The sequence below is a fragment of the Flagellimonas chongwuensis genome (genome assembly GCF_013376415.1).
Classification (GTDB): domain Bacteria; phylum Bacteroidota; class Bacteroidia; order Flavobacteriales; family Flavobacteriaceae; genus Flagellimonas; species Flagellimonas chongwuensis.
The window spans coordinates 175,436-193,502 of sequence record NZ_WYET01000001.1 but is presented as its reverse complement, the minus strand read 5'-3'; the positions used below and the strand labels follow the sequence as shown (position 1 = coordinate 193,502).

Genomic DNA, 18,067 nt, shown 5'->3' with positions numbered 1-18,067 from the left:
GTTATAATGTTATTGTCAAGTAATTAATGGCGATTACGGTTTGATTGTATTGGTTGAGTACATCCAAGTAATTAAGTTGAATGTCGTAGGCGTTCTCCAAACTTTGGATGTACTGGAAAAAGTCGATTTCCCCGTTTTGAAAGTTGCCAGAGGCGGCTTTCAAGATTTGATCGGAAAGTAGACCGCCCTCGTCCTCGTAGTAGGAGAGTTCCTTGGCCTGTTGTTCCAGTTGTCCCATCAAAGTTTTATAACGCTGGTTTATGGCCACGGTGATTTCGGTGTTCTCCATTTCCGTGATCTTGGTCTGGATTTTGGACGACTTTACTTTGCTACTATGTCCAAAGAAGAAGATAGGGATGCGTACCCCCAATTGAATACCGTACAGCGAAGTGCCCAGAGTGCTGTTTGTACCTTGAAAATATTCGAGGTTGAGGTCGGGCAACAATCTATTTTCCTCCAAACTCTTTTGGGCATTGCTCCGCTCTTGCCGGTTGTCCAAAAATGAGGTTTCCGTTTGCAGCATTCCCTCGGAATTCAATACAGTCAACTTTTCTGGTTTTTTATGGACGATCTCCAAAGTGTCTTCACTTTGCACCAAGCTCACAATCTGGCCGTACGTAGTCAACATCTGTTGCTTGACCTTCGAATAGGTGTTCGCGATCTGGCGTTGTTTGGCCGTTGCGGTCACTTTTTCCAGATAGTTGGTCTCTCCCAGTTCAAAACGTCTATTGGCCGCATGGGCGAATTTGCTGTAAATACTGTCCAGCGTATGGTAAAGCTTTGCCTTTTGGTTCAGTGTCTGGTATTGATAGTATGCCTTGCTCAAGGATTGGTACAATTGCTTCTTCTGTATCTCAAAGGATGACTTCTGTAGCTCATAGTTCGACTTCTGGAGTCGGTTCTTGGCACCGTAAACCGTCGGGAACTCAAATTGTTGTTGTGCCCCAAAAACCTTGAGGGGTTCCCCGTTCATTGCCAAGTTGTTTTCATCATATTGGTAGTAAATGTCCGTTTTATCAAACTCAAAAGCAGAACCCTTTAGTGTTTCTGCCTGATCGACCATTAATGAACCTGCTTGGATGCCCTTATTGTTTTCCAAGGAGAGCGTTATCAAACCTTCTAGGTCCAATTTGGTCTGGGAGAACCCTGAAAATGAAATCAACATCACTATCAATGTCAATGTATTTCGGTTCATCTTTCTTTTTCTTTTGATTTTTCTGAACTTGATATTATGGGAATAGGCATAGAGAACGGGGAGTACTACCAAGGTAAGCATGGTGGCCGTTACCAATCCCCCGATAACTACCGTTGCAAGGGGGCGCTGTACCTCGGCACCTGCATTGGTGGAGACCGCCATGGGCAAAAATCCCAATGCAGCCGCAGAAGCTGTCAACAATACGGCCCGTAGTCTATCCTTGGTCCCTTGCTTTATCAGGGCTTCCATGGATTCAAAGTCTTTTCCCTTAAGCTCTTTAAAGTGCTCTATCAATACAATTCCGTTAAGAACGGCAATACCGAAAAGTGCTATAAAACCTACACCTGCCGAAATACTAAATGGCATATCCCGTAACCAAAGCAGAAGTATACCGCCTACGGCAGATAATGGAATGGCAGAGAAAATCAGTAGTGCTTCCTTCACAGACCCAAAAGCAAAATATAGCATGATAAAGATGAGCAACAGCGCTATGGGCACGGCGATAAGTAGCCTTGCCTTTGCTGATTGCAGATTTTCAAATTGCCCGCCATAACTGATAATGTAACCTGGGGGCAATGTCAAATTCTCGTCGATTATCAATTGAATGTCATCCACCACCGACTGAAGGTCGCGGTTCCTTACGTTGATACCCACAACAATACGGCGTTGGGTATCGTCTCGGGAAATTTTCGCCGCACCTTTTTGATAGGTGATCTCGGCAAGCTCGCTCATGGGTATCTTGCCTCCATTTGGGATATCCACGTACAGATTCCTTAGATTGGAGATGTCTTTTCTGTTTTCTGAGTCGAGCCGAACGGCCATATCAAACTGGCGTTCACCTTCAAACACACTTCCGACGACCTTCCCTGCGAACCCCATGGCGATCATTTCGTTGAGGTCGGCAATGTTCAATCCGTGACGTGCAATCTTGGCACGATCAAAGGACACATTCATTTGTGGGAGGCCTTCCACTTTTTCAACAATAATATCCGAAGCTCCTTCCACATCTTGTATTAGGTCTTTGATCTGGTTGGCTTTTTTGTTCAGGATTTCGAGGTCCTGTCCAAAGATTTTTACCGCAATGTCGGCACGTACCCCAGTAATCAATTCGTTAAAACGCATTTCAATGGGTTGGGTGAACTCTAGCTCAATACCTGGAATTACGGCCAGCGCTTCTTTGAACTTATCGGCCAATTCATCTTTGGTCTCGGCAGATACCCATTCGCTTTTTGGTTTTAATGAGATGATCACATCACTTTCCTCCATGGACATCGGGTCCGTTGGCACTTCTGCGGCACCGATACGGCTTACCACTTGCTTCACTTCTGGGAAATTATCCAATAGGATTTGCTCCATTTTGGTCGTGGTCTCCACAGTTTTGGTCAAAGTGGTTCCTGTTTTGAGCACGGGTTGAATCACAAAGTCACCTTCGTCCAAAGTGGGAACAAATTCACCTCCCATCGAGGTAAATAATAGTATGGCCCCGATTAGTAGTGCAGCGGCAACTGAGAGCACCAACTTTTTACTTCGCATTGCCCATTCGATAACCGGCTCATATCTTCGGTTAATCCAGTTGACAAGGCGCGTAGAGATGCTTTTCTTGGATTCTTTGGATGGCTTTAGAAACAATGCCGAGGCCACTGGAACATAAGTAAAGCACAATAAAACCGCTCCCAACAAGGCAAAACTGAAGGTCAGTGCCATAGGTTTGAACATTTTGCCCTCTACACCGCTCAATGACAGAATGGGTATAAAAACAATCAAAATGATTAGCTGTCCAAATACGGCGGAGTTCATCATCTTGGTGGCTCCCTGTAAGGTAATCTCATCTTTAATGGATTGTGCTTCAGTCTTACCAAGATTGGCGAGCTGAGCCTTTTTCTGGGTAATCTGAAAGGCAATGTACTCCACAATGATTACAGCACCATCTATGATGATTCCAAAATCGATGGCACCGAGGCTCAATAAGTTGGCATCCACACCAAAAATATTCATTAAGGTGAGAGCGAATAGTAAGCACAATGGAATTACAGAAGCGACCACAAGTCCAGACCGCCAATTGCCCAAGAGCAGGACCACCACAAAGATTACGATCAAACAACCCAAAACCAAGTTCTCCGTAACGGTAAAGGTGGTTCTTCCGATAAGTTCGCTACGATCCAAAAATGGATTGATGTAAACCCCTTCGGGAAGCGATTTAGATATGGAGGCAACACGTTCTTTTACAGCCTCGATTACCCTTTTGGAGTCGGCATCCTTCAGCATCATAATTTGACCAAGAACCTTTTCGCCCTCCCCATTTCCGGTAATGGCCCCAAAGCGTGGCGCGCTGCCAAACCCGACTTTGGCTACATCTTTAATATAGATAGGGATTCCGTTGCGGTTGGTGACCACGATGTTCTCGATATCCTTAAGGTTGCTCACAAGGCCTTCGCCCCTAATGAAATAGGCTTGGTTTACTTTTTCGATATAACCGCCACCGGATACACTATTGTTCATTTCCAAGGCAGTGAACACTTCTCTTGCGGTAATGTCCAAGGCATTGAGTTTTTGGGTCTGGATGGCAACTTCGTATTGTTTAAGGTGGCCTCCCCATGTATTTACTTCGACGACACCGGGAATTCCTGATAGTTGACGTTTAACAATCCAATCCTGTATGGTCCTAAGCTCCGTGGAATTGTATTGGTCCTTGTACTCGGGCTCGACATCCAAAATATATTGATAGATTTCGCCCAAACCGGTGGTAATTGGTCCCATTTCCGGGCTACCAAAACCCTCCGGGATACGACTGGATGCTGATTTTATCTTTTCGGCAATGAGCTGCCTTGGCAGATAGGTGCCCATATCGTCCTCAAAGACAATGGTGACCACCGAAAGGCCAAATTTGGAAACCGACCTTATTTCTTTTACACCGGGCAGGTTCGCCATTTCCAACTCAACGGGATAGGTGACGAACTTTTCCATATCCTGTGTGGAAAGTCGATTTGATGTAGTTAAAACCTGTACTTGGTTATTGGTGATATCGGGTACAGCTCCGATAGGTATTTGTGATAGCGAATAGAGGCCGACAAAGGCGATAAACGCGGTGAACAAAAGAACAATAAACTTGTTCTTAATGCTAAAGTTTATAATTTTTGAAAACATGATTCATAGAGAATGATAGCATTATTAAATAGAATAAAGCTTGAGAAAAGTGTCCAGCTGCGCTGGAATACTATGAATTATGCGTGTTTTGGCGGTTGAAAAGGGCCATCTCCCCATACTAGGGAATAAGAAAATTGATAATGGAAAATTCCTTTGACAACCAAAGGAATCTCAGAATAGGAATTAATAAAATTATCCGCTCCAAGAACAAAAACATGCGGTTGCGAACAATGGGATTGATGCTGAAAAGGTAGTTTTTCGTGCTCTTTTTGTTCTTCTTGGTGTTTTTCGCTGTGCTCGGCTTTGAGTTCTCCGTAGTGTTTGGAAACAAAGACCATAAAGTCATCACCATATTCCTCGTTGTGGAATTGGTAGTGCTCAATAAGCTGCCCAAGTTCTACCAAATCCTTAAAATGAATGTTGGCTCCTTGGAGCAGAATGAGGAAGGATATCCCTATGATAACTATTTTATTCATCCTGAAGCATCAAAATTACGAATTAAACAGGCTTTACGATAATTGATGTCATAATTTGTAATGAATTTAAATTCTCCTTAAAATATCTTGTGATAAATAAAAACATGCCCTTTTTGAGGGCATGTTTTTTATAGTACTTAATTGTTGCAGTCCCTTTATTCAGAACTTATGGGCTCCATTCCTTCCTTTTCAAGGACAGCATTTACTTTGGGTAGTTTGTTTTTTAAAGCGGTGTTCAGTTTGGCCATGTGTGTATCCAATTCTGCACTGAGCTCATCGTATACCACATAAGCGGCATCAGTTGGTCTTGCATCACCATTCTCTATACTGCGCTGCAGTGCATTGAATCTATTGTTCAATTTGATGGGAAAGTTCAAAGGATCTTGTCCCGATTGGTTTTTGGTTTGATAAAGGTCTTCCTCGATTTGGGTCAGCGTTTCCATTAGGTCTTCCGATGCTTTCTTGAAGGGTCTGCCACTGATGGCCTTGCCCAAGCTGTCTATTTGTTTACGTATATCCCTAATCTGGATAACCGCTTCATTGGCAACAGTGGCTTTTTTGGTGATTTTTGATGCCAATTCAAATTGTTTTTGAAGGTCTTCCGCTGTTATCCCTTTCAGGTTTGGGTCCATTTCAATCTTAAATGGATAGCTTTTGATGACCTCTTCACCAACTTTCATTTGGATGGTATAATCCCCGAGCGGTGCCTTGGGACCTGTGGTGGCCGATGCCCCCCAAATAATAATGCCATCAAAAGTGGTTGGGCCAGGGTATCTAAGATTCCATGTAAAACTATTGATGCCCTTGGCCGTGGTTGGTTTGGTACTGCTGAAACGACTCCACCATGACGAACCGCCAGTTTCTTCATATTTTGGCTTGTTTCCCCCAAAGGCTTCTATCAAATTGTTGTCGGCATCAAAAACCGAAAAGGTCACCGAATCCACTTCCTCTTCCAAATAATATTGAAACTTGGCATTGTAGATGCCTCGGATGGCATTTGTCGGCTTGAACAATACGCTCTTCTCATTTTTCAGGTCTTCGGAATACTCACGCAACGGCTGGATGTCGTCCAGGATCCAAAAACCTCTTCCGTGGGAACCTAATACCACATCATTGTCCTTGATCACCAAATCCCGGATTGGCGTGTCCGGCAGGTTTAATTGAATCGATTGCCATTCCTCACCATCGTTTATGGAGAAATATACACCGTGCTCTGTGGCCAAGAACAATAGGCCTTCTCGTTGATGATCTTCGCGGATGGCCCTTGCGAAATGTCCTTTTTCGATACCGGTTATAATTTTTGTCCAAGTTTTTCCATAATCATGGGTCTTGAAAACGTAAGGCTCCCGGTCATCTACTTGGTAACGGTTTGCGGCAACGTACAATGTTCCCGGATTGTGGACGGATTCATCTATGATACTTACCCTGGAATATTTGGGTAGGTCCTCGGGAGTGATATCTTCCCAGTTTTTACCGCCATCACGAGTAATGTGAATTTTTCCATCATCGGAACCTGCCCAGATTGTGTTGATATCGTGATTAGATGGCGCTAGTGCAAATACGGTCGCATAAATTTCCGGACCGTTCATGTCCATGGTGATCACACCACCTGTTTTTCCTAATGTTTCCGGGTCGGCATAGGTAAGGTCTGGGCTTATTTTTTCCCATGTTTGTCCATCGTTGGTGGTTTTCCAAACATGTTGTGAACAGGTGTACATCACATTGGGGTCTTTTGGAGCAAACATGATTGGGAATGTCCATTGCCATCTTTCCGGTAAGGCGCTTGCCGGTTCACCGGAGAAAAACCTTGGATATACCTGAATATCGCGGGTCTGCCCATTGCTTCTGTCAAAACGGGTTAAGAGTGCACCTTGACTTCCTGCATAAAAAATATCTGGATTGGTAGGGCTTTGTGTGATCCAGCCGCTTTCTCCACCACCAACTTCATATTGCCATTCGGCATCGGTTCCTCCGGCAAGTTTAAAATCCCAACCATCACTGGGCATGGCCAAGGTGGAGTTGTCCTGCTGGGCCCCTGCTACGTGGTAAGGAACATCGCTTGTCGCCATCACGTGGTAGAACTGAGCTGTTGGATAATCTTGTTCGGTCCAAGTTTTTCCTCCGTTGATGCTGACTACGCCACCGCCGTCGTTGGAACTTATCATCCTGTCCGGATTGTTTGGGTCTATCCACAGATCGTGGTTGTCGCTATGTGGTGTATCTATTTTTTCATCAAAAGTTTTTCCTCCATCGGTAGATTTAAAGAATCCTACATTAAGACCATAGACTACATCCTTGTCCTTTGGGTCGGCATAGATTCTGGAGTAGTAAAAGGCACGTTGTCTCAATTTACGCTCATTGTTCGTCATTTCCCATGTTTTACCTCCATCATCCGAACGGAACACACCACCTTCGTTGGCTTCTACAATGGCCCAAACCCTGTTGGAATCCGCAGGAGAAACGGTCACCCCAATTTTACCAATGGGACCTTCTGGCATTCCTTTGTTCTCGGTCAAGTCCGCCCAAGTTTCACCACCATCTGTGGATTTCCACAGTTTGCTGTCGGGACCACCGCCCCACATTTTCCAAGCTTTACGGTATACTTGCCATGTGCTGGCATACAGCACATTTGGATTATTTCTGTCGATGATCAAGTCTGCGGCACCCGCTTTGTCGCTCACGTAGAGAACTTTTTTCCAAGTTTCCCCTCCATCTACGGACTTAAAAACACCGCGTTCCTCGTTTTCGCCGTATGGATGTCCCAACGCGGCAACGTATACAATATTTTCGTTGGTGGGGTCTACACGGACCCTAGAGATAGCTTGGGTCTCCTCCAATCCTAGATGGGTCCAAGTTTTTCCTCCATCGGTTGTTTTGTACACACCATCACCTTGGGTAATACTTCCCCGCAATTGGGTTTCTCCCATTCCAATATATACGACATCGGGATTGGTTTCTGCAACCGCAACGGCTCCGACGGATGAACTCGTTATCTGTCCATCGGTTACACATTTCCAGGTGATTCCACCATCAACGGTCTTCCATAGACCACCTCCGGTAGCACCAAAATAGTATTCGTTCGGTCGTGTTGGGCTTCCGGATGCGCCCAAGCTTCTGCCACCGCGGTCAGGTCCCAGATTTCGCCATGTAAAACCACTGTAAAAACTGGTATCGATTTTTGTGGTGGATGCATTTTGGGCATTGATAAAAAGTGTCGAGAAAAACAGGGAAAGAAGTGTCCATGTTTTCAGAGAGGTTGTTGGCATTCTCATGATGTCAAGGTTGGTTATGAGTAGTTATAATAAAGTCACAATTTACTCAATATCGATGAGAAATTTTAATCAAATTATCCAAATCCTTGAATATTTTGAGTCGTTCTAAAACATTTACTGCATTTTATTGGCCAATCAATAATGGAGTTCTTCAAGGATTGCACCGTAATCATGCTGAAGGTCTTCATGCAGCAGGGGTATTTTCTTTTTAATGTACTCCAATTGTCGGGTGTACAGATTTTTAAGGGTGGTGTTTCTGTTGATGGAAGGCCGAAACGATTTCAGTTTTTCACAGAAGTACAGCAACAGCTCCACCTCAGTGGACTTGTTGCCTGAATAGCGAATATATTTTTTGATGGTTCGTAGAATTTTACGAACGCTCTTTTTGATGTAGAAATAGCTGTTCACGTTGATTTCAGAGAACATCTGGTCAATCTCCTCCTTTACGGTTTCGATGTAGCCCTCTTCACTATCGGATTCGAACAGCAAATAGGTGAGCAGTTCCTTGTTTTCTTTTTTAAAACGTGCCAGTCTAAGGCAAAGCTGTAGCACTTCGTCCTGCGATTTGTATTGCAGTTCCTTTTTGAGTTGGGCAACGGTTGCAGCCTTCATAAATTTAACTTCTTAGGTATGATGCCCCATTTACATCGATAATGGTTCCAGAAGAATACGCAGCCTCTGAAGATGCCAAAAATAATATGGCATGGGCCACCTCTTGGGGTTGGGCCATTCGTTTAAAAGGGGATTCGCGAAGCAGGTTTTCCCGCTCGGCCGGGGTTAGGGTCTCTTTCGCCATTTCAGTTTCGGTGAACCCTGGTGCGACCACACCAACATAAATGTTGTGCGGAGCCAATTTTTTGGCAAGCGACTGGCTCATGGAATTCAATGCGGCTTTGCTGGCCCCATAGGCCGGTTTGGTAGGTTCCCCACGAAAGGCACCGCGGGAAGATACACTTACAATATGTCCGCCACCGGTCTTCATCATGGCGTTGGCGCCCCAATAACAAAGGTTGGCCACAGCAAATAGATTGGTTTGAAATGTTTTTTCCCAAGCGTTGGTCCAATGGTCAAAATCAACTTGGTCTATTTCATGAAAAATAGAAATACCCGCATTGTTCACCAACACGTCCAGACGGCCAAACTCTGCTATAAAATCGTTGATTAACGCTTCGGTTTCTGATTTCTGTGAAATATCCCTTTTAAAAAGCTGGTGTCCATCACCGGGAAGTTCCGCCAAAGTTTCTTGCGCCACTTGATCATTGCTTCGATAATTGATGCCTACTGTTGCACCTTTTTTGGCAAATGCAATGGCGGTTGCCTTACCAATGCCGCGAGAGGCACCTGTAACGAGAACATATTTGTCGGTAAAATTCATAAGCTAACTATGGCGATTGAATGGATTTATATTTGTTTGATTTCTTTTTCGATTTCTTGTTTAAGCTTTTCCGCATCTTCTTTCATAAGTCCCCAGCGGCCTATTTGCTCTTGGTTGCTCCCAAACTTTAGCAGAACCATTTTCCAAAAATCCCGGTTTTTTTGTAACCCTGCAAGGTTTAGGGAATCTAATGGGGCAATTGTGGCAAGGTCTGTTGCAATCAAATCAAAACCGTTGGTATTCATCATCAGGGACTCGATTAATAAAGGTGTGATGAACTCATCGGTAACTTGGCGGGTGGTGCCATCGGTATAACTTTCCTTTACGGTACGGTAGTAATTAAAAATTTGTTGTCGCAATCTTTCGTTTTGGATGTAGCTCATTTTTCCCGAAGAAACCGCTTCATCAAAGATTCCGCTGTTGCTCTTAAAATAATTATCTATCACAAAATTGTAGGAGGATTGCAAGAAACTAGATTTGTCTATGGTTTCTGGATGTTTTAATTTTTTGATTACACTATCCAGCATTGCTAATCTTGTCAAGGATTGTTCTGTGTTTTCTGTGATTTGACGGATATCCAAATCCACCTCCAAAAATAGATTGTTCAACAGAACACTTTCAATTTCTCTTTTCTTTATCTCCTCGCTATAATTGTTGATCTGTAAAGCAATCAAAATCCCGATAACCACAAGTACAATTTCGCCAATAGCATATAAAATGTATTTGGTTGCACTGTTTCCGGAAAGCAACGCTTTTCTAATTTTTCTGAATAGGATCGGCATAGCTTGTGATTTGTTTAAAGATAATAAGTTAGGACACAATATTGTACATATTATAATGTTGTTCTATTAATTATGTTTCTTTGTGGGCGACACTCTTTTTCGTACAGGAAACTTCGAGAAATACTATGAAATCAAAAAAAAGACATTGGTTGTGGAATGTTTTGATCATTCTGACCTTGGTTATTTGTGTGCTGGCATATGTGGAGCACTATAAAAATTGGCATAAGATAGAGGAGGGGAACTTTAGGGTTTTCTCGGGTATCTATTACCAAAAAATTCCTTTGAGCGAATTGGACAGTGTGTTTTATGTAGACAGACTTCCCGAGATGGAGCGTTCCAGCGGTTTTTCTTGGATGGAAAGAGAAAAAGGTGTTTTTAATGACTCGATCACCCAGACCAAAGTTTATGTTTTTGTGGACAATCTTTACCAGCAAAAAATTAAGTTGGTGCACCACGACTCTCTTAAAATGTACCTCAATTTAAAGGACAGCCTTGAAACCGAGGAATTATTTGCAATTTTGAGGACAGAATTGGAAAAGAACCATGAAACAGCCACGGTAAAGCCATGAACAAATTAAATTGTCTGCTCCTAATTTTACTTTTACCCGTTTTTTGCTTTGCTCAGAATACCCTGTCCGTTCAGGTAAACAATGTGCCTTCCGGCCATGGGAGCGTTAAAGTTGCAATCTACGACTCAGACGATAGCTTTTTGTCCTTTGACCAGGTTTTAAGATCAGATAGCGTAAATGCCGATATGGGAAGTGTAGTGTTACATATTTCTGACCTTCCTGCTGGTGAATATGCGCTTGCTATTTTCCATGATGAGAACGATAATGGAAAGCTTGATACCAACTGGTTGGGAATTCCAAGGGAGAAAGTGGCGTTTTCAAAAGCTAAAATGAAGACTTTTGGTCCTCCCAAATTTAAGGAGTGTTCGTTTAAAATGAGTTCTGACCACGAAATCCATATAGACCTATAAAATTATGGGAACAATTTTTATGGCCCAGCTTATGGGCGCGCTTTACGGACTGTTAGCGGTGATTTTTGGTGCCTTTGGTGCCCATGCGCTTAAAAAGAAATTGACCCCCGAACTCCTACAAAGTTTTGAGACAGGGGTCAAATATCAAATGTACCACGCCATTGTGCTATTGGTCATAGGCTTTAACCTAGGATTTGACGCCCCGATAGATACATGGATCGTCAACTGCTTTATTTTTGGAACTTTGTTGTTCTCCTTCAGTATTTATGCCCTTTGCTTAGGTGCAGCCAAAGGCAATAAGCCTAAGTTCTTGGGCCCGGTTACGCCAATCGGAGGGCTGCTGTTGGTTATCGGATGGGCCTTGCTGCTCTATTCTTTTATAGCCCATATAATTTAAAGCCTAAGGTACATATTCCCATTGATGGTGTTCAGTGTAAGGCTGTTTGAAGCATTGTCAAAACTACCTTGGACCTTTTGGCCCACATATCGGTCGGAAATGGTCAATTGCATATCCTCATCCGCATAAATATTCCCATGGATTGTCTCTGCGGTCAATTTCGCGTTTTTCATCACCAAATCAATTTCTCCATTAATGGTCTGTAGGTCCATATCGCCATCATACTTGGAAATATCAATGTCTCCGTTTATTAAATCTGCGGTAAAATCACCTTCAATAATTTCGGAGGTAAGGTCCCCGTTTATGCTGCTCACCTTAAAGGTAGCTCCTTTCGGAACATACAAAACATAATTGAACTCATAGGTGTCACCTTTATAATAGTAACGTCTTTCCTTCCCTGGATTGTTTTTGTTCCATTCATCGTGGAATGCTTCAAAAATGGGTTTGGCATCAGATTCTATAAGCAGTGAGCTACTGCTCTCATCAATATCCAATTTGTAGAGGTCGATGAATTTACCATCCTCGGTGGTTATGTCCGCCTTAAAATAGATGTTCGATTTGTCCCATGTTTTGACTTCAATTTGATGGGCAAACTTTACATCCAATTCAATGGATTGACCGGAATAGTTAAAGTTTTTTTCGATGATTTTTTGTGCAGTAAGGGATAGTGTGGCCAATCCCACGATTGCGGTAATGATCAATTTTTTCATGACTGTTCGATTTTTTGATTTTAGATGATTGATGTTTATTTTTTCCTGAGGTACATATTCCCGTTGGTGGATTTCAATGCTATTTTAACACCACCTCCGTTAATGGACGTTTTAATGTCCCTGCCCAAAACTGATTTCAATCCGTTTTTGTCCTCTGCCTTTACCTCAAAGTCGGTGTAGACGTTACCGTTTAAGGTGCTCAAGGCCAAGTTGGCCGGAGTGTTGGATGGCAGGCTTACATCTACGGCACCGTTCGTGGAATAGAGGGAAATCGGGGAACTTTGGGTTACCTTTCCAAAAACCACCTCCAGTACACCGTTGAGTGAGTTAGCGGTAACGGGCCCGTTCACGTTTAAAATTTTGACACCACCGTTGAGTTGGGCATCCGCTTCTATTTCCCCTGAAAACCCATCTATTTCAATATCGCCGTTCCAAGTACTCTTTACGGAAACGTTTTGTGAGGCAGGTAAATAAATCTCACCTTTTTTATCCTTTCTGAGGTTGTGGACAATCAATGTGTTCCCATCTTGGACCACTGAAAAACCTACGTTGGTATTATCGGTTCCGCCTTCTCCCACTAATTTGAGTCCTTTGGCTCGCTCTGGGGTCTTGATTTCCGGCCCTGACTTGATCAATAGCTGGTTGGAGCTGTGGGTCTTGACCACAATATCGGATTTAGATTCGATTTTCACCCATTGGATACCATCCAGGGATTTGGTGTAATCGCTTTGCGCTCGGGCAACAGTGGCCATGAAAAGGGCTGTTAGAATAAAGGTTAATTTTCTCATGATTTTTCGCTTTTTGATGTTTATGTTAAACTTGGCAATACTGCCTTGATTTGTTCTTTGATAAAAGGTTGTGTGTCTTCTTTTTCCAATAGTTTCTTCATGGGTTCGGCCGCTTTTTTCTCTTGAATCTGAACTAGGGCCTGAATAATTGATACTTGTATGCTCGGATTTTTTTCTTGTTCCAGAGCCTCGATGAAGGTGGTTTTGACTGTTTGGGATGAGGTGAACTTTGCCAACGCCTCAAAAGCAGTCATTCGCACATTGTCGTTATCATCATATAATAATCGGTTGGAGAGCGCTTGAATGATGGCTTCATCAGGTTGTTCAAATTCCTCGATATAGTTTACCCCTTGAATTCGCTTGCTCGCAGATTGGTTTTCCATTAACGATAGCATAGCGGTTTGTTTCATCTGATTGGTCTCGTCCTGAAGCTGCGCAATATCTTCGTTGACTTTTCGCTGCTGGAATATACTTCCCATTTGAAATGCGGCAACCAACAGTGCAATACTCGCTGCTATTTTCAATACATTTCCTGTCCAGTTGGATGATGGTTTCGACTCAAGTTGAACTACTTTCCCCTGATTCAATTTTTCCTGTTCAAGGGCAGATTCAAATTTAGATTTAAGTCTGTCCGATGGTGTAGCTACGTCCTCTTCAAAAGCATTGAAAAAGGTCTTCATTTCTTCCAGTTCATTTTGGCATTCTCGACAACTCTTTATGTGTGTTTCAAATGCTCTTTCTTCTGATTTGGTCAAATTGCCATCCAGATAATCTGGTATTTGGTCAAAAACGTGATTCTTTTCCATGGCTATATACTTTCTAAATAAATATTCTTCAACTTTTTTAAAATCCTGCACACCCTTGTTTTTACGGCACCGGGGGTGCTTCCAAAAATTTCCGCTAGTTCATCGTATTTTATTTCCTTGTAGCGGTTCAATATCACTAGTTCCCTATCGTATGGGTCAAGTTGGTTCAGCGCGTATTGCAGGTGGGCATTGTTCTCGCTCATATCGTTTTCTTCTTCTTCTACTGCTTTATACGCCAAGACCTCAATATCATCATGGGTTTTATGGTTTCTCGTATAATGGGTTTTAAGGCTGTTGCGGGCTATGGTGAACATCCACGACAAGAACGACCCATTGTTGTATGAATTCCGATACTTGATGAGTTTGTAAAAAACATCTTGTGTAAGATCTTCGGCCAACATTTTGTCCCCGGACATTTTGTAAAGAAAATTATACACATGTCTGTGGTGACGGTCAAAAAGTACCTTGAGCAAATCCAAGTTTCCCTCGGACACTTTTTGCATAATCATTTCATCTGAAAGCGTTTCCAAATGCTGTTTTTTAGTTGGCGTTTGACTTATATAGTCAGGAAATTAAGAAAGGTTACAGAAAGGAGTCAAAAAAAATGAAAAATTGTTTGATGAAAGGGTAAGTGGTTGAAAATACGGTATACTAAGTAGGCCTCTAAAGTGTTAGAGAGGTCATCGAATCTAATGTTAAGGTCTCGACTGCGCTCGGCCTGACAACCGCATTAAAAAGAAGTTAACTACATCCGCAGTTATCGCTTCCGCAGGAATTGGAGTTGCCTTTACCCTTGCTGAAGATGGATTTGGGCAGCAAAAATTTCCAGACCAAATATCCTGAAGCGATAATCAATGTTCCGTATGCTAAAATTTGTTGTACCATCTTTGGATCAGCTTAATATTTGATAGGCCATTAATGCTATAATATACGCAAAAACGCTCATAAAGCCCAATTGAATCATGGGCCATTTCCAAGAGTTCGTCTCTCTTTTTACAATAGCGAGTGTACTCATACATTGCATGGCAAAAGCGTAGAACAACATTAAAGATATGCCTGAAGCCAAATTGAACAATGGTTCGCCATCTTCATCCAGTTCCGCCGCCATTCGGTTCTGTATGGTTTCTTCCTCGTCGCTCCCCACACTGTAAATGGTGGCCAAGGTACCTACGAACACTTCACGTGCGGCAAAGGAGGTCAAAACAGCTATACCTATCTTCCAATCATAACCCAAGGGTTTTACAAGTGGTTCAAAAGCTTTTCCTGCCTGCCCGATGTACGAGTGTTCCAATTTGTAGCTGGCAATCTCTTGGGCAACGGCCCTTTCGGAAAGTTCTTCTCTGAGGACTTGGATGGAATCCTGTATTGCACCGGCGGCCATACCTTCCGCTTCTGCATTGCTGCGATAGGCATCTATATTGTTCTGGACATAATTTTTACTGTAAGTGCTCAATCCTTCGCTCTCAATGCGTTCGGCTACAATACTTTCGGCATTTTGGAAATCATCAGAATAACCATTGGATCCTAAAAACCATAATACAATGGATATCGCCAAAATAATCTTACCTGCACCGAGCACAAAGCTCTTGGTCTTTTCGATCACGGTATAGCCCACATTTTTTAACAAAGGCAAGCGATAGGTTGGCATCTCGATCATAAAAACGGACCTGCTCTTTATTTTAAGGATCTTGTTTAGGACCATAGCGGATAAAAGAGCCATTCCAAATCCTATAAGATATAATAGCATCAAGGTCAATGCTTGGTAACTCAACCCTAGGATGCTTCCTTCGGGAATTACGAGTGCTATCAAAATTAAATAGACGGGCAATCTCGCGGAACAAGTGGTAAATGGGGTCACCAAAATGGTAATAAGACGTTCCTTCCAATTTTCTATGGTACGTGTCGCCATAATGGCCGGAATGGCACAGGCGTTTCCTGAAATCAATGGGACGACGCTCTTCCCACTCAATCCAAAGGGACGCATCAACCGGTCCATTAAGAATACCACGCGGCTCATATATCCTGATTCTTCCAAAAGGGAAATGAATAGGAACAAAAAGGCAATTTGTGGAATAAATATTACGATTCCGCCAATACCGGCTACAATCCCTTCGGCAAGTAAATCCGTGAAAACGCCGGGAGGCAAGGTGTTTTTAATCCATTCCGCTGCCATGGCAAAGTTTTCGTCAATAAAATCCATGGGGTAGGAGCTCCACTCAAAAATGGCCTGGAAAATCAGCAATAAAATGGCAAAGAATATAAGGTAGCCAAAGACTTTGTGCGTAAGTATTTTGTCCAAGGAAGCACGTAGGCCCTTGGCGGCCATAAAATCCACCTTATAGGTTTCCTTTAAAATATTGTTAATCAGCTGGTAGCGAAGAACGGTTTCCTTATGCTGTAATTTTTTGAGCTCGTCCTTGGACTTGGTGGAGAAATCAGTCGCATCCTGAATGCGTTTTTTCTCGATGGGCATAAAGTTCACGTCCTGCGTGATTACCAACCACAATTTATAAAGATCTTCTTGTGGGAAGGTACTTTTTAGGCGCTCAAAATATTCCGGGGAAATTCTGGAGGTATCCAAGATAGGTTTTGAGGAAATGCTCTTATAGTCGGCAATGAGCTCCTTGATTCTATCGATTCCGGTATTTTTTCTGGTACTCACAAGGGCAATTTTGGTGTCCAGCTTTTTTTCCATGGCCTCCACATCCAACGAAATACCCTTACGGTCCATGCGATCCGCCATATTGATGACCAGAATGGTCGGAATCTTAAGGTCTTTGATCTGGGTGAAAAGCAGCAGGTTCCTTTTTAGGTTCTCCACATCGCTGATCACTACGGCAACATCGGGATAGTCCTTATCGTTTTTGTTGAGTAAAAGCTCTACGACCAAACTTTCGTCCAACGAAGTAGTGTTAAGGCTATAGGTTCCGGGTAGGTCCAAGATATGGGCCTTTACGCCCCTTGGAAGTTTACATATTCCTTCTTTTTTCTCTACCGTAATGCCCGGATAATTGCCTACTTTTTGTTTAAGTCCTGTAAGTTGGTTGAAAACCGAGGTTTTTCCAGTGTTGGGGTTACCAATTAAGGCTACATTGATATTCTTGCTCATTTGGCCTGCGTTTCTTCAATAATTTCCAACTCGATGAGTTTTGCCAAAGACCTTCTTATTGCCAAATGGCTCCCGCTTAGGTTGATATAGATAGGGTCGTTCAGGGGCGCAATTTGCAAAAGCTCCACACTGTTTCCGGGCAAGCACCCCAATTCCAATAATTTTATCGGAAGTATATGTTCGGTGAAATCTTTGATTATCCCCTTTTGTCCATATTTTAAATCTGCAACCGTCACCACTGTTCTTATTTAGAATAAATTTAAGTAAGGCCAAAAATAAGTAAAAAAGGAGAATTTGAAGGTCTAATTATAGAGAAAGGTGCAGGGAATTACTCTTTGTAGCTGGCTTCAAGTATTTTAATATCGCTGAGTAATCTATCTATTTCTTCCCGATTGGTGCCATCATAAAAGCCCCGAATACGTTTTTCCTTATCTACCAAAATAAAATTTTCGGTATGGATCATATCAAATGGACCTCCGTCCCCATCATTTTTAACGGCTAGATAGGATTTTCTGGCAAGCTCATAAATCTGTTTTTTATCGCCGGTAACCAAGTTCCATTTGCTATCGATTACTCCCTTTTCCACAGCGTACCGTTTTAATTGGGCAACGGTGTCGATTTGCGGGGTGACGGAATGTGAGAGTAGCATAATGTTAGGGTCGTTCTTGATAGCTTCTTGCACCTCGCCCATGTTTTTTGTCATTATAGGGCAAATGGTGAGACATGTCGTGAAAAAGAAATCCGCTACGTAGATTTTGTCCTTGTAATCTTCCTGCGTGATAGTTTCCCCATTTTGGTTCACCAGAGAAAAATCTGCCACTTTGTGGTATTTTTTGGTGTAGTGCAAGGTGCTGTCCACTAGTGATTTATCAACCATGGAAGGCTGGTAGACCGGGAGCATTTTTTCGGGTTGCAACGCATTGTAAAATAGATAGACGATGACGCCGGAGAGTACCAGCATTACAATTCCGAACATTTTGTACTTCGCGAAGAATGATCCCATAGTTGCAAAATTACGCCCCAATTGGCTATTC

The 18,067-nt window shown here is 42.8% G+C and carries 17 protein-coding genes; 3 read left to right on the top strand and 14 right to left on the bottom strand.

Annotated features, from left to right (window positions below; genetic code table 11):
* Position 1: 1 nt before the first annotated feature.
* The 6 genes from GUA46_RS00815 to GUA46_RS00790 form a co-directional block, all read right to left on the bottom strand.
* The gene (locus tag GUA46_RS00815) at positions 2–4,339 is read right to left on the bottom strand and encodes a CusA/CzcA family heavy metal efflux RND transporter (RefSeq protein ID WP_176618913.1); all 4,338 of its coding nucleotides are present in this window, start codon (positions 4,337–4,339) and stop codon (positions 2–4) included.
* Positions 4,340–4,416: 77 nt separating this feature from the next.
* Complete coding sequence (locus tag GUA46_RS00810) at positions 4,417–4,815, bottom strand: hypothetical protein (protein ID WP_176618912.1); 399 nt, start codon at positions 4,813–4,815, stop codon at positions 4,417–4,419.
* Positions 4,816–4,970: 155 nt separating this feature from the next.
* The gene (locus GUA46_RS00805) at positions 4,971–8,087 is read right to left on the bottom strand and encodes a VPS10 domain-containing protein (RefSeq protein WP_176618911.1); all 3,117 of its coding nucleotides are present in this window, start codon (positions 8,085–8,087) and stop codon (positions 4,971–4,973) included.
* Positions 8,088–8,222: 135 nt separating this feature from the next.
* A complete protein-coding gene (locus tag GUA46_RS00800) occupies positions 8,223–8,699 on the bottom strand; it encodes a hypothetical protein (protein WP_176618910.1) in 477 nt (158 codons plus the stop codon).
* A 4-nt stretch (positions 8,700–8,703) separates the two neighbouring features.
* Positions 8,704–9,462, bottom strand: a complete 759-nt coding sequence (locus GUA46_RS00795) for an SDR family NAD(P)-dependent oxidoreductase (RefSeq protein WP_176618909.1) — start codon at positions 9,460–9,462, stop codon at positions 8,704–8,706.
* Positions 9,463–9,488: 26 nt separating this feature from the next.
* On the bottom strand, positions 9,489–10,244 hold the full coding sequence (locus GUA46_RS00790) for a DUF6090 family protein (protein WP_176618908.1): 756 nt from the start codon (positions 10,242–10,244) through the stop codon (positions 9,489–9,491).
* A 125-nt stretch (positions 10,245–10,369) separates the two neighbouring features.
* On the opposite strand from GUA46_RS00790, the gene GUA46_RS00785 reads away from it, so the two are divergent.
* From GUA46_RS00785 to GUA46_RS00775, 3 genes are read left to right on the top strand one after another with little or no spacing between them, the layout of a single operon-like run.
* Entirely contained in the window at positions 10,370–10,813 is a 444-nt protein-coding gene (locus GUA46_RS00785) for a hypothetical protein (RefSeq protein ID WP_108245424.1), read from the top strand.
* The gene (locus tag GUA46_RS00780; protein WP_108245423.1) at positions 10,810–11,223 is read left to right on the top strand and encodes a DUF2141 domain-containing protein; all 414 of its coding nucleotides are present in this window, start codon (positions 10,810–10,812) and stop codon (positions 11,221–11,223) included. The genes GUA46_RS00785 and GUA46_RS00780 overlap by 4 nt, the downstream gene beginning before the upstream one ends.
* A gap of 4 nt (positions 11,224–11,227) precedes the next feature.
* Complete coding sequence (locus GUA46_RS00775; RefSeq protein WP_176618907.1) at positions 11,228–11,620, top strand: DUF423 domain-containing protein; 393 nt, start codon at positions 11,228–11,230, stop codon at positions 11,618–11,620.
* On the opposite strand, the gene GUA46_RS00770 is transcribed toward GUA46_RS00775, so the two are convergent.
* The 8 genes from GUA46_RS00770 to GUA46_RS00735 form a co-directional block, all read right to left on the bottom strand.
* Positions 11,617–12,330, bottom strand: a complete 714-nt coding sequence (locus tag GUA46_RS00770; RefSeq protein WP_176618906.1) for a DUF4097 family beta strand repeat-containing protein — start codon at positions 12,328–12,330, stop codon at positions 11,617–11,619. The genes GUA46_RS00775 and GUA46_RS00770 overlap by 4 nt on opposite strands.
* Positions 12,331–12,365: 35 nt before the next feature.
* Positions 12,366–13,118: a DUF4097 family beta strand repeat-containing protein gene (locus GUA46_RS00765; protein ID WP_176618905.1), complete on the bottom strand. Its 753-nt coding sequence runs from the start codon at positions 13,116–13,118 to the stop codon at positions 12,366–12,368.
* Between the two features lie 20 nt (positions 13,119–13,138).
* The gene (locus GUA46_RS00760; RefSeq protein WP_176618904.1) at positions 13,139–13,924 is read right to left on the bottom strand and encodes a HEAT repeat domain-containing protein; all 786 of its coding nucleotides are present in this window, start codon (positions 13,922–13,924) and stop codon (positions 13,139–13,141) included.
* 2 nt (positions 13,925–13,926) lie between these two features.
* On the bottom strand, positions 13,927–14,454 hold the full coding sequence (locus GUA46_RS00755) for an RNA polymerase sigma factor (protein ID WP_176618903.1): 528 nt from the start codon (positions 14,452–14,454) through the stop codon (positions 13,927–13,929).
* Between the two features lie 211 nt (positions 14,455–14,665).
* Positions 14,666–14,809, bottom strand: coding sequence for a hypothetical protein (locus tag GUA46_RS00750; RefSeq protein ID WP_176618902.1), 144 nt, complete (start codon positions 14,807–14,809; stop codon positions 14,666–14,668).
* Positions 14,810–14,816: 7 nt separating this feature from the next.
* Positions 14,817–17,033, bottom strand: a complete 2,217-nt coding sequence (gene feoB, locus GUA46_RS00745) for a ferrous iron transport protein B (RefSeq protein ID WP_176618901.1) — start codon at positions 17,031–17,033, stop codon at positions 14,817–14,819.
* Complete coding sequence (locus GUA46_RS00740; protein WP_176618900.1) at positions 17,030–17,272, bottom strand: FeoA family protein; 243 nt, start codon at positions 17,270–17,272, stop codon at positions 17,030–17,032. The genes feoB and GUA46_RS00740 overlap by 4 nt, the downstream gene beginning before the upstream one ends.
* 89 nt (positions 17,273–17,361) lie before the next feature.
* Entirely contained in the window at positions 17,362–18,036 is a 675-nt protein-coding gene (locus GUA46_RS00735) for an SCO family protein (protein WP_176618899.1), read from the bottom strand.
* Positions 18,037–18,067 lie beyond the last annotated feature (31 nt).

Bases quoted from the DNA above. Each gene is read 5' to 3' on its own strand.
- GUA46_RS00735 (WP_176618899.1), bottom strand. From the start codon at position 18,036: ATGGGATCATTCTTCGCGAAGTACAAAATGTTCGGAATTGTAATGCTG.
- GUA46_RS00775 (WP_176618907.1), top strand. From the start codon at position 11,228: ATGGGAACAATTTTTATGGCCCAGCTTATGGGCGCGCTTTACGGACTG.
- GUA46_RS00780 (WP_108245423.1), top strand. From the start codon at position 10,810: ATGAACAAATTAAATTGTCTGCTCCTAATTTTACTTTTACCCGTTTTT.
- feoB (WP_176618901.1), bottom strand. From the start codon at position 17,033: ATGAGCAAGAATATCAATGTAGCCTTAATTGGTAACCCCAACACTGGA.
- GUA46_RS00770 (WP_176618906.1), bottom strand. From the start codon at position 12,330: ATGAAAAAATTGATCATTACCGCAATCGTGGGATTGGCCACACTATCC.
- GUA46_RS00800 (WP_176618910.1), bottom strand. From the start codon at position 8,699: ATGAAGGCTGCAACCGTTGCCCAACTCAAAAAGGAACTGCAATACAAA.
- GUA46_RS00795 (WP_176618909.1), bottom strand. From the start codon at position 9,462: ATGAATTTTACCGACAAATATGTTCTCGTTACAGGTGCCTCTCGCGGC.
- GUA46_RS00790 (WP_176618908.1), bottom strand. From the start codon at position 10,244: ATGCCGATCCTATTCAGAAAAATTAGAAAAGCGTTGCTTTCCGGAAAC.
- GUA46_RS00785 (WP_108245424.1), top strand. From the start codon at position 10,370: ATGAAATCAAAAAAAAGACATTGGTTGTGGAATGTTTTGATCATTCTG.
- GUA46_RS00765 (WP_176618905.1), bottom strand. From the start codon at position 13,118: ATGAGAAAATTAACCTTTATTCTAACAGCCCTTTTCATGGCCACTGTT.
- GUA46_RS00810 (WP_176618912.1), bottom strand. From the start codon at position 4,815: ATGAATAAAATAGTTATCATAGGGATATCCTTCCTCATTCTGCTCCAA.
- GUA46_RS00815 (WP_176618913.1), bottom strand. From the start codon at position 4,339: ATGTTTTCAAAAATTATAAACTTTAGCATTAAGAACAAGTTTATTGTT.
- GUA46_RS00760 (WP_176618904.1), bottom strand. From the start codon at position 13,924: ATGGAAAAGAATCACGTTTTTGACCAAATACCAGATTATCTGGATGGC.
- GUA46_RS00750 (WP_176618902.1), bottom strand. From the start codon at position 14,809: ATGGTACAACAAATTTTAGCATACGGAACATTGATTATCGCTTCAGGA.
- GUA46_RS00805 (WP_176618911.1), bottom strand. From the start codon at position 8,087: ATGAGAATGCCAACAACCTCTCTGAAAACATGGACACTTCTTTCCCTG.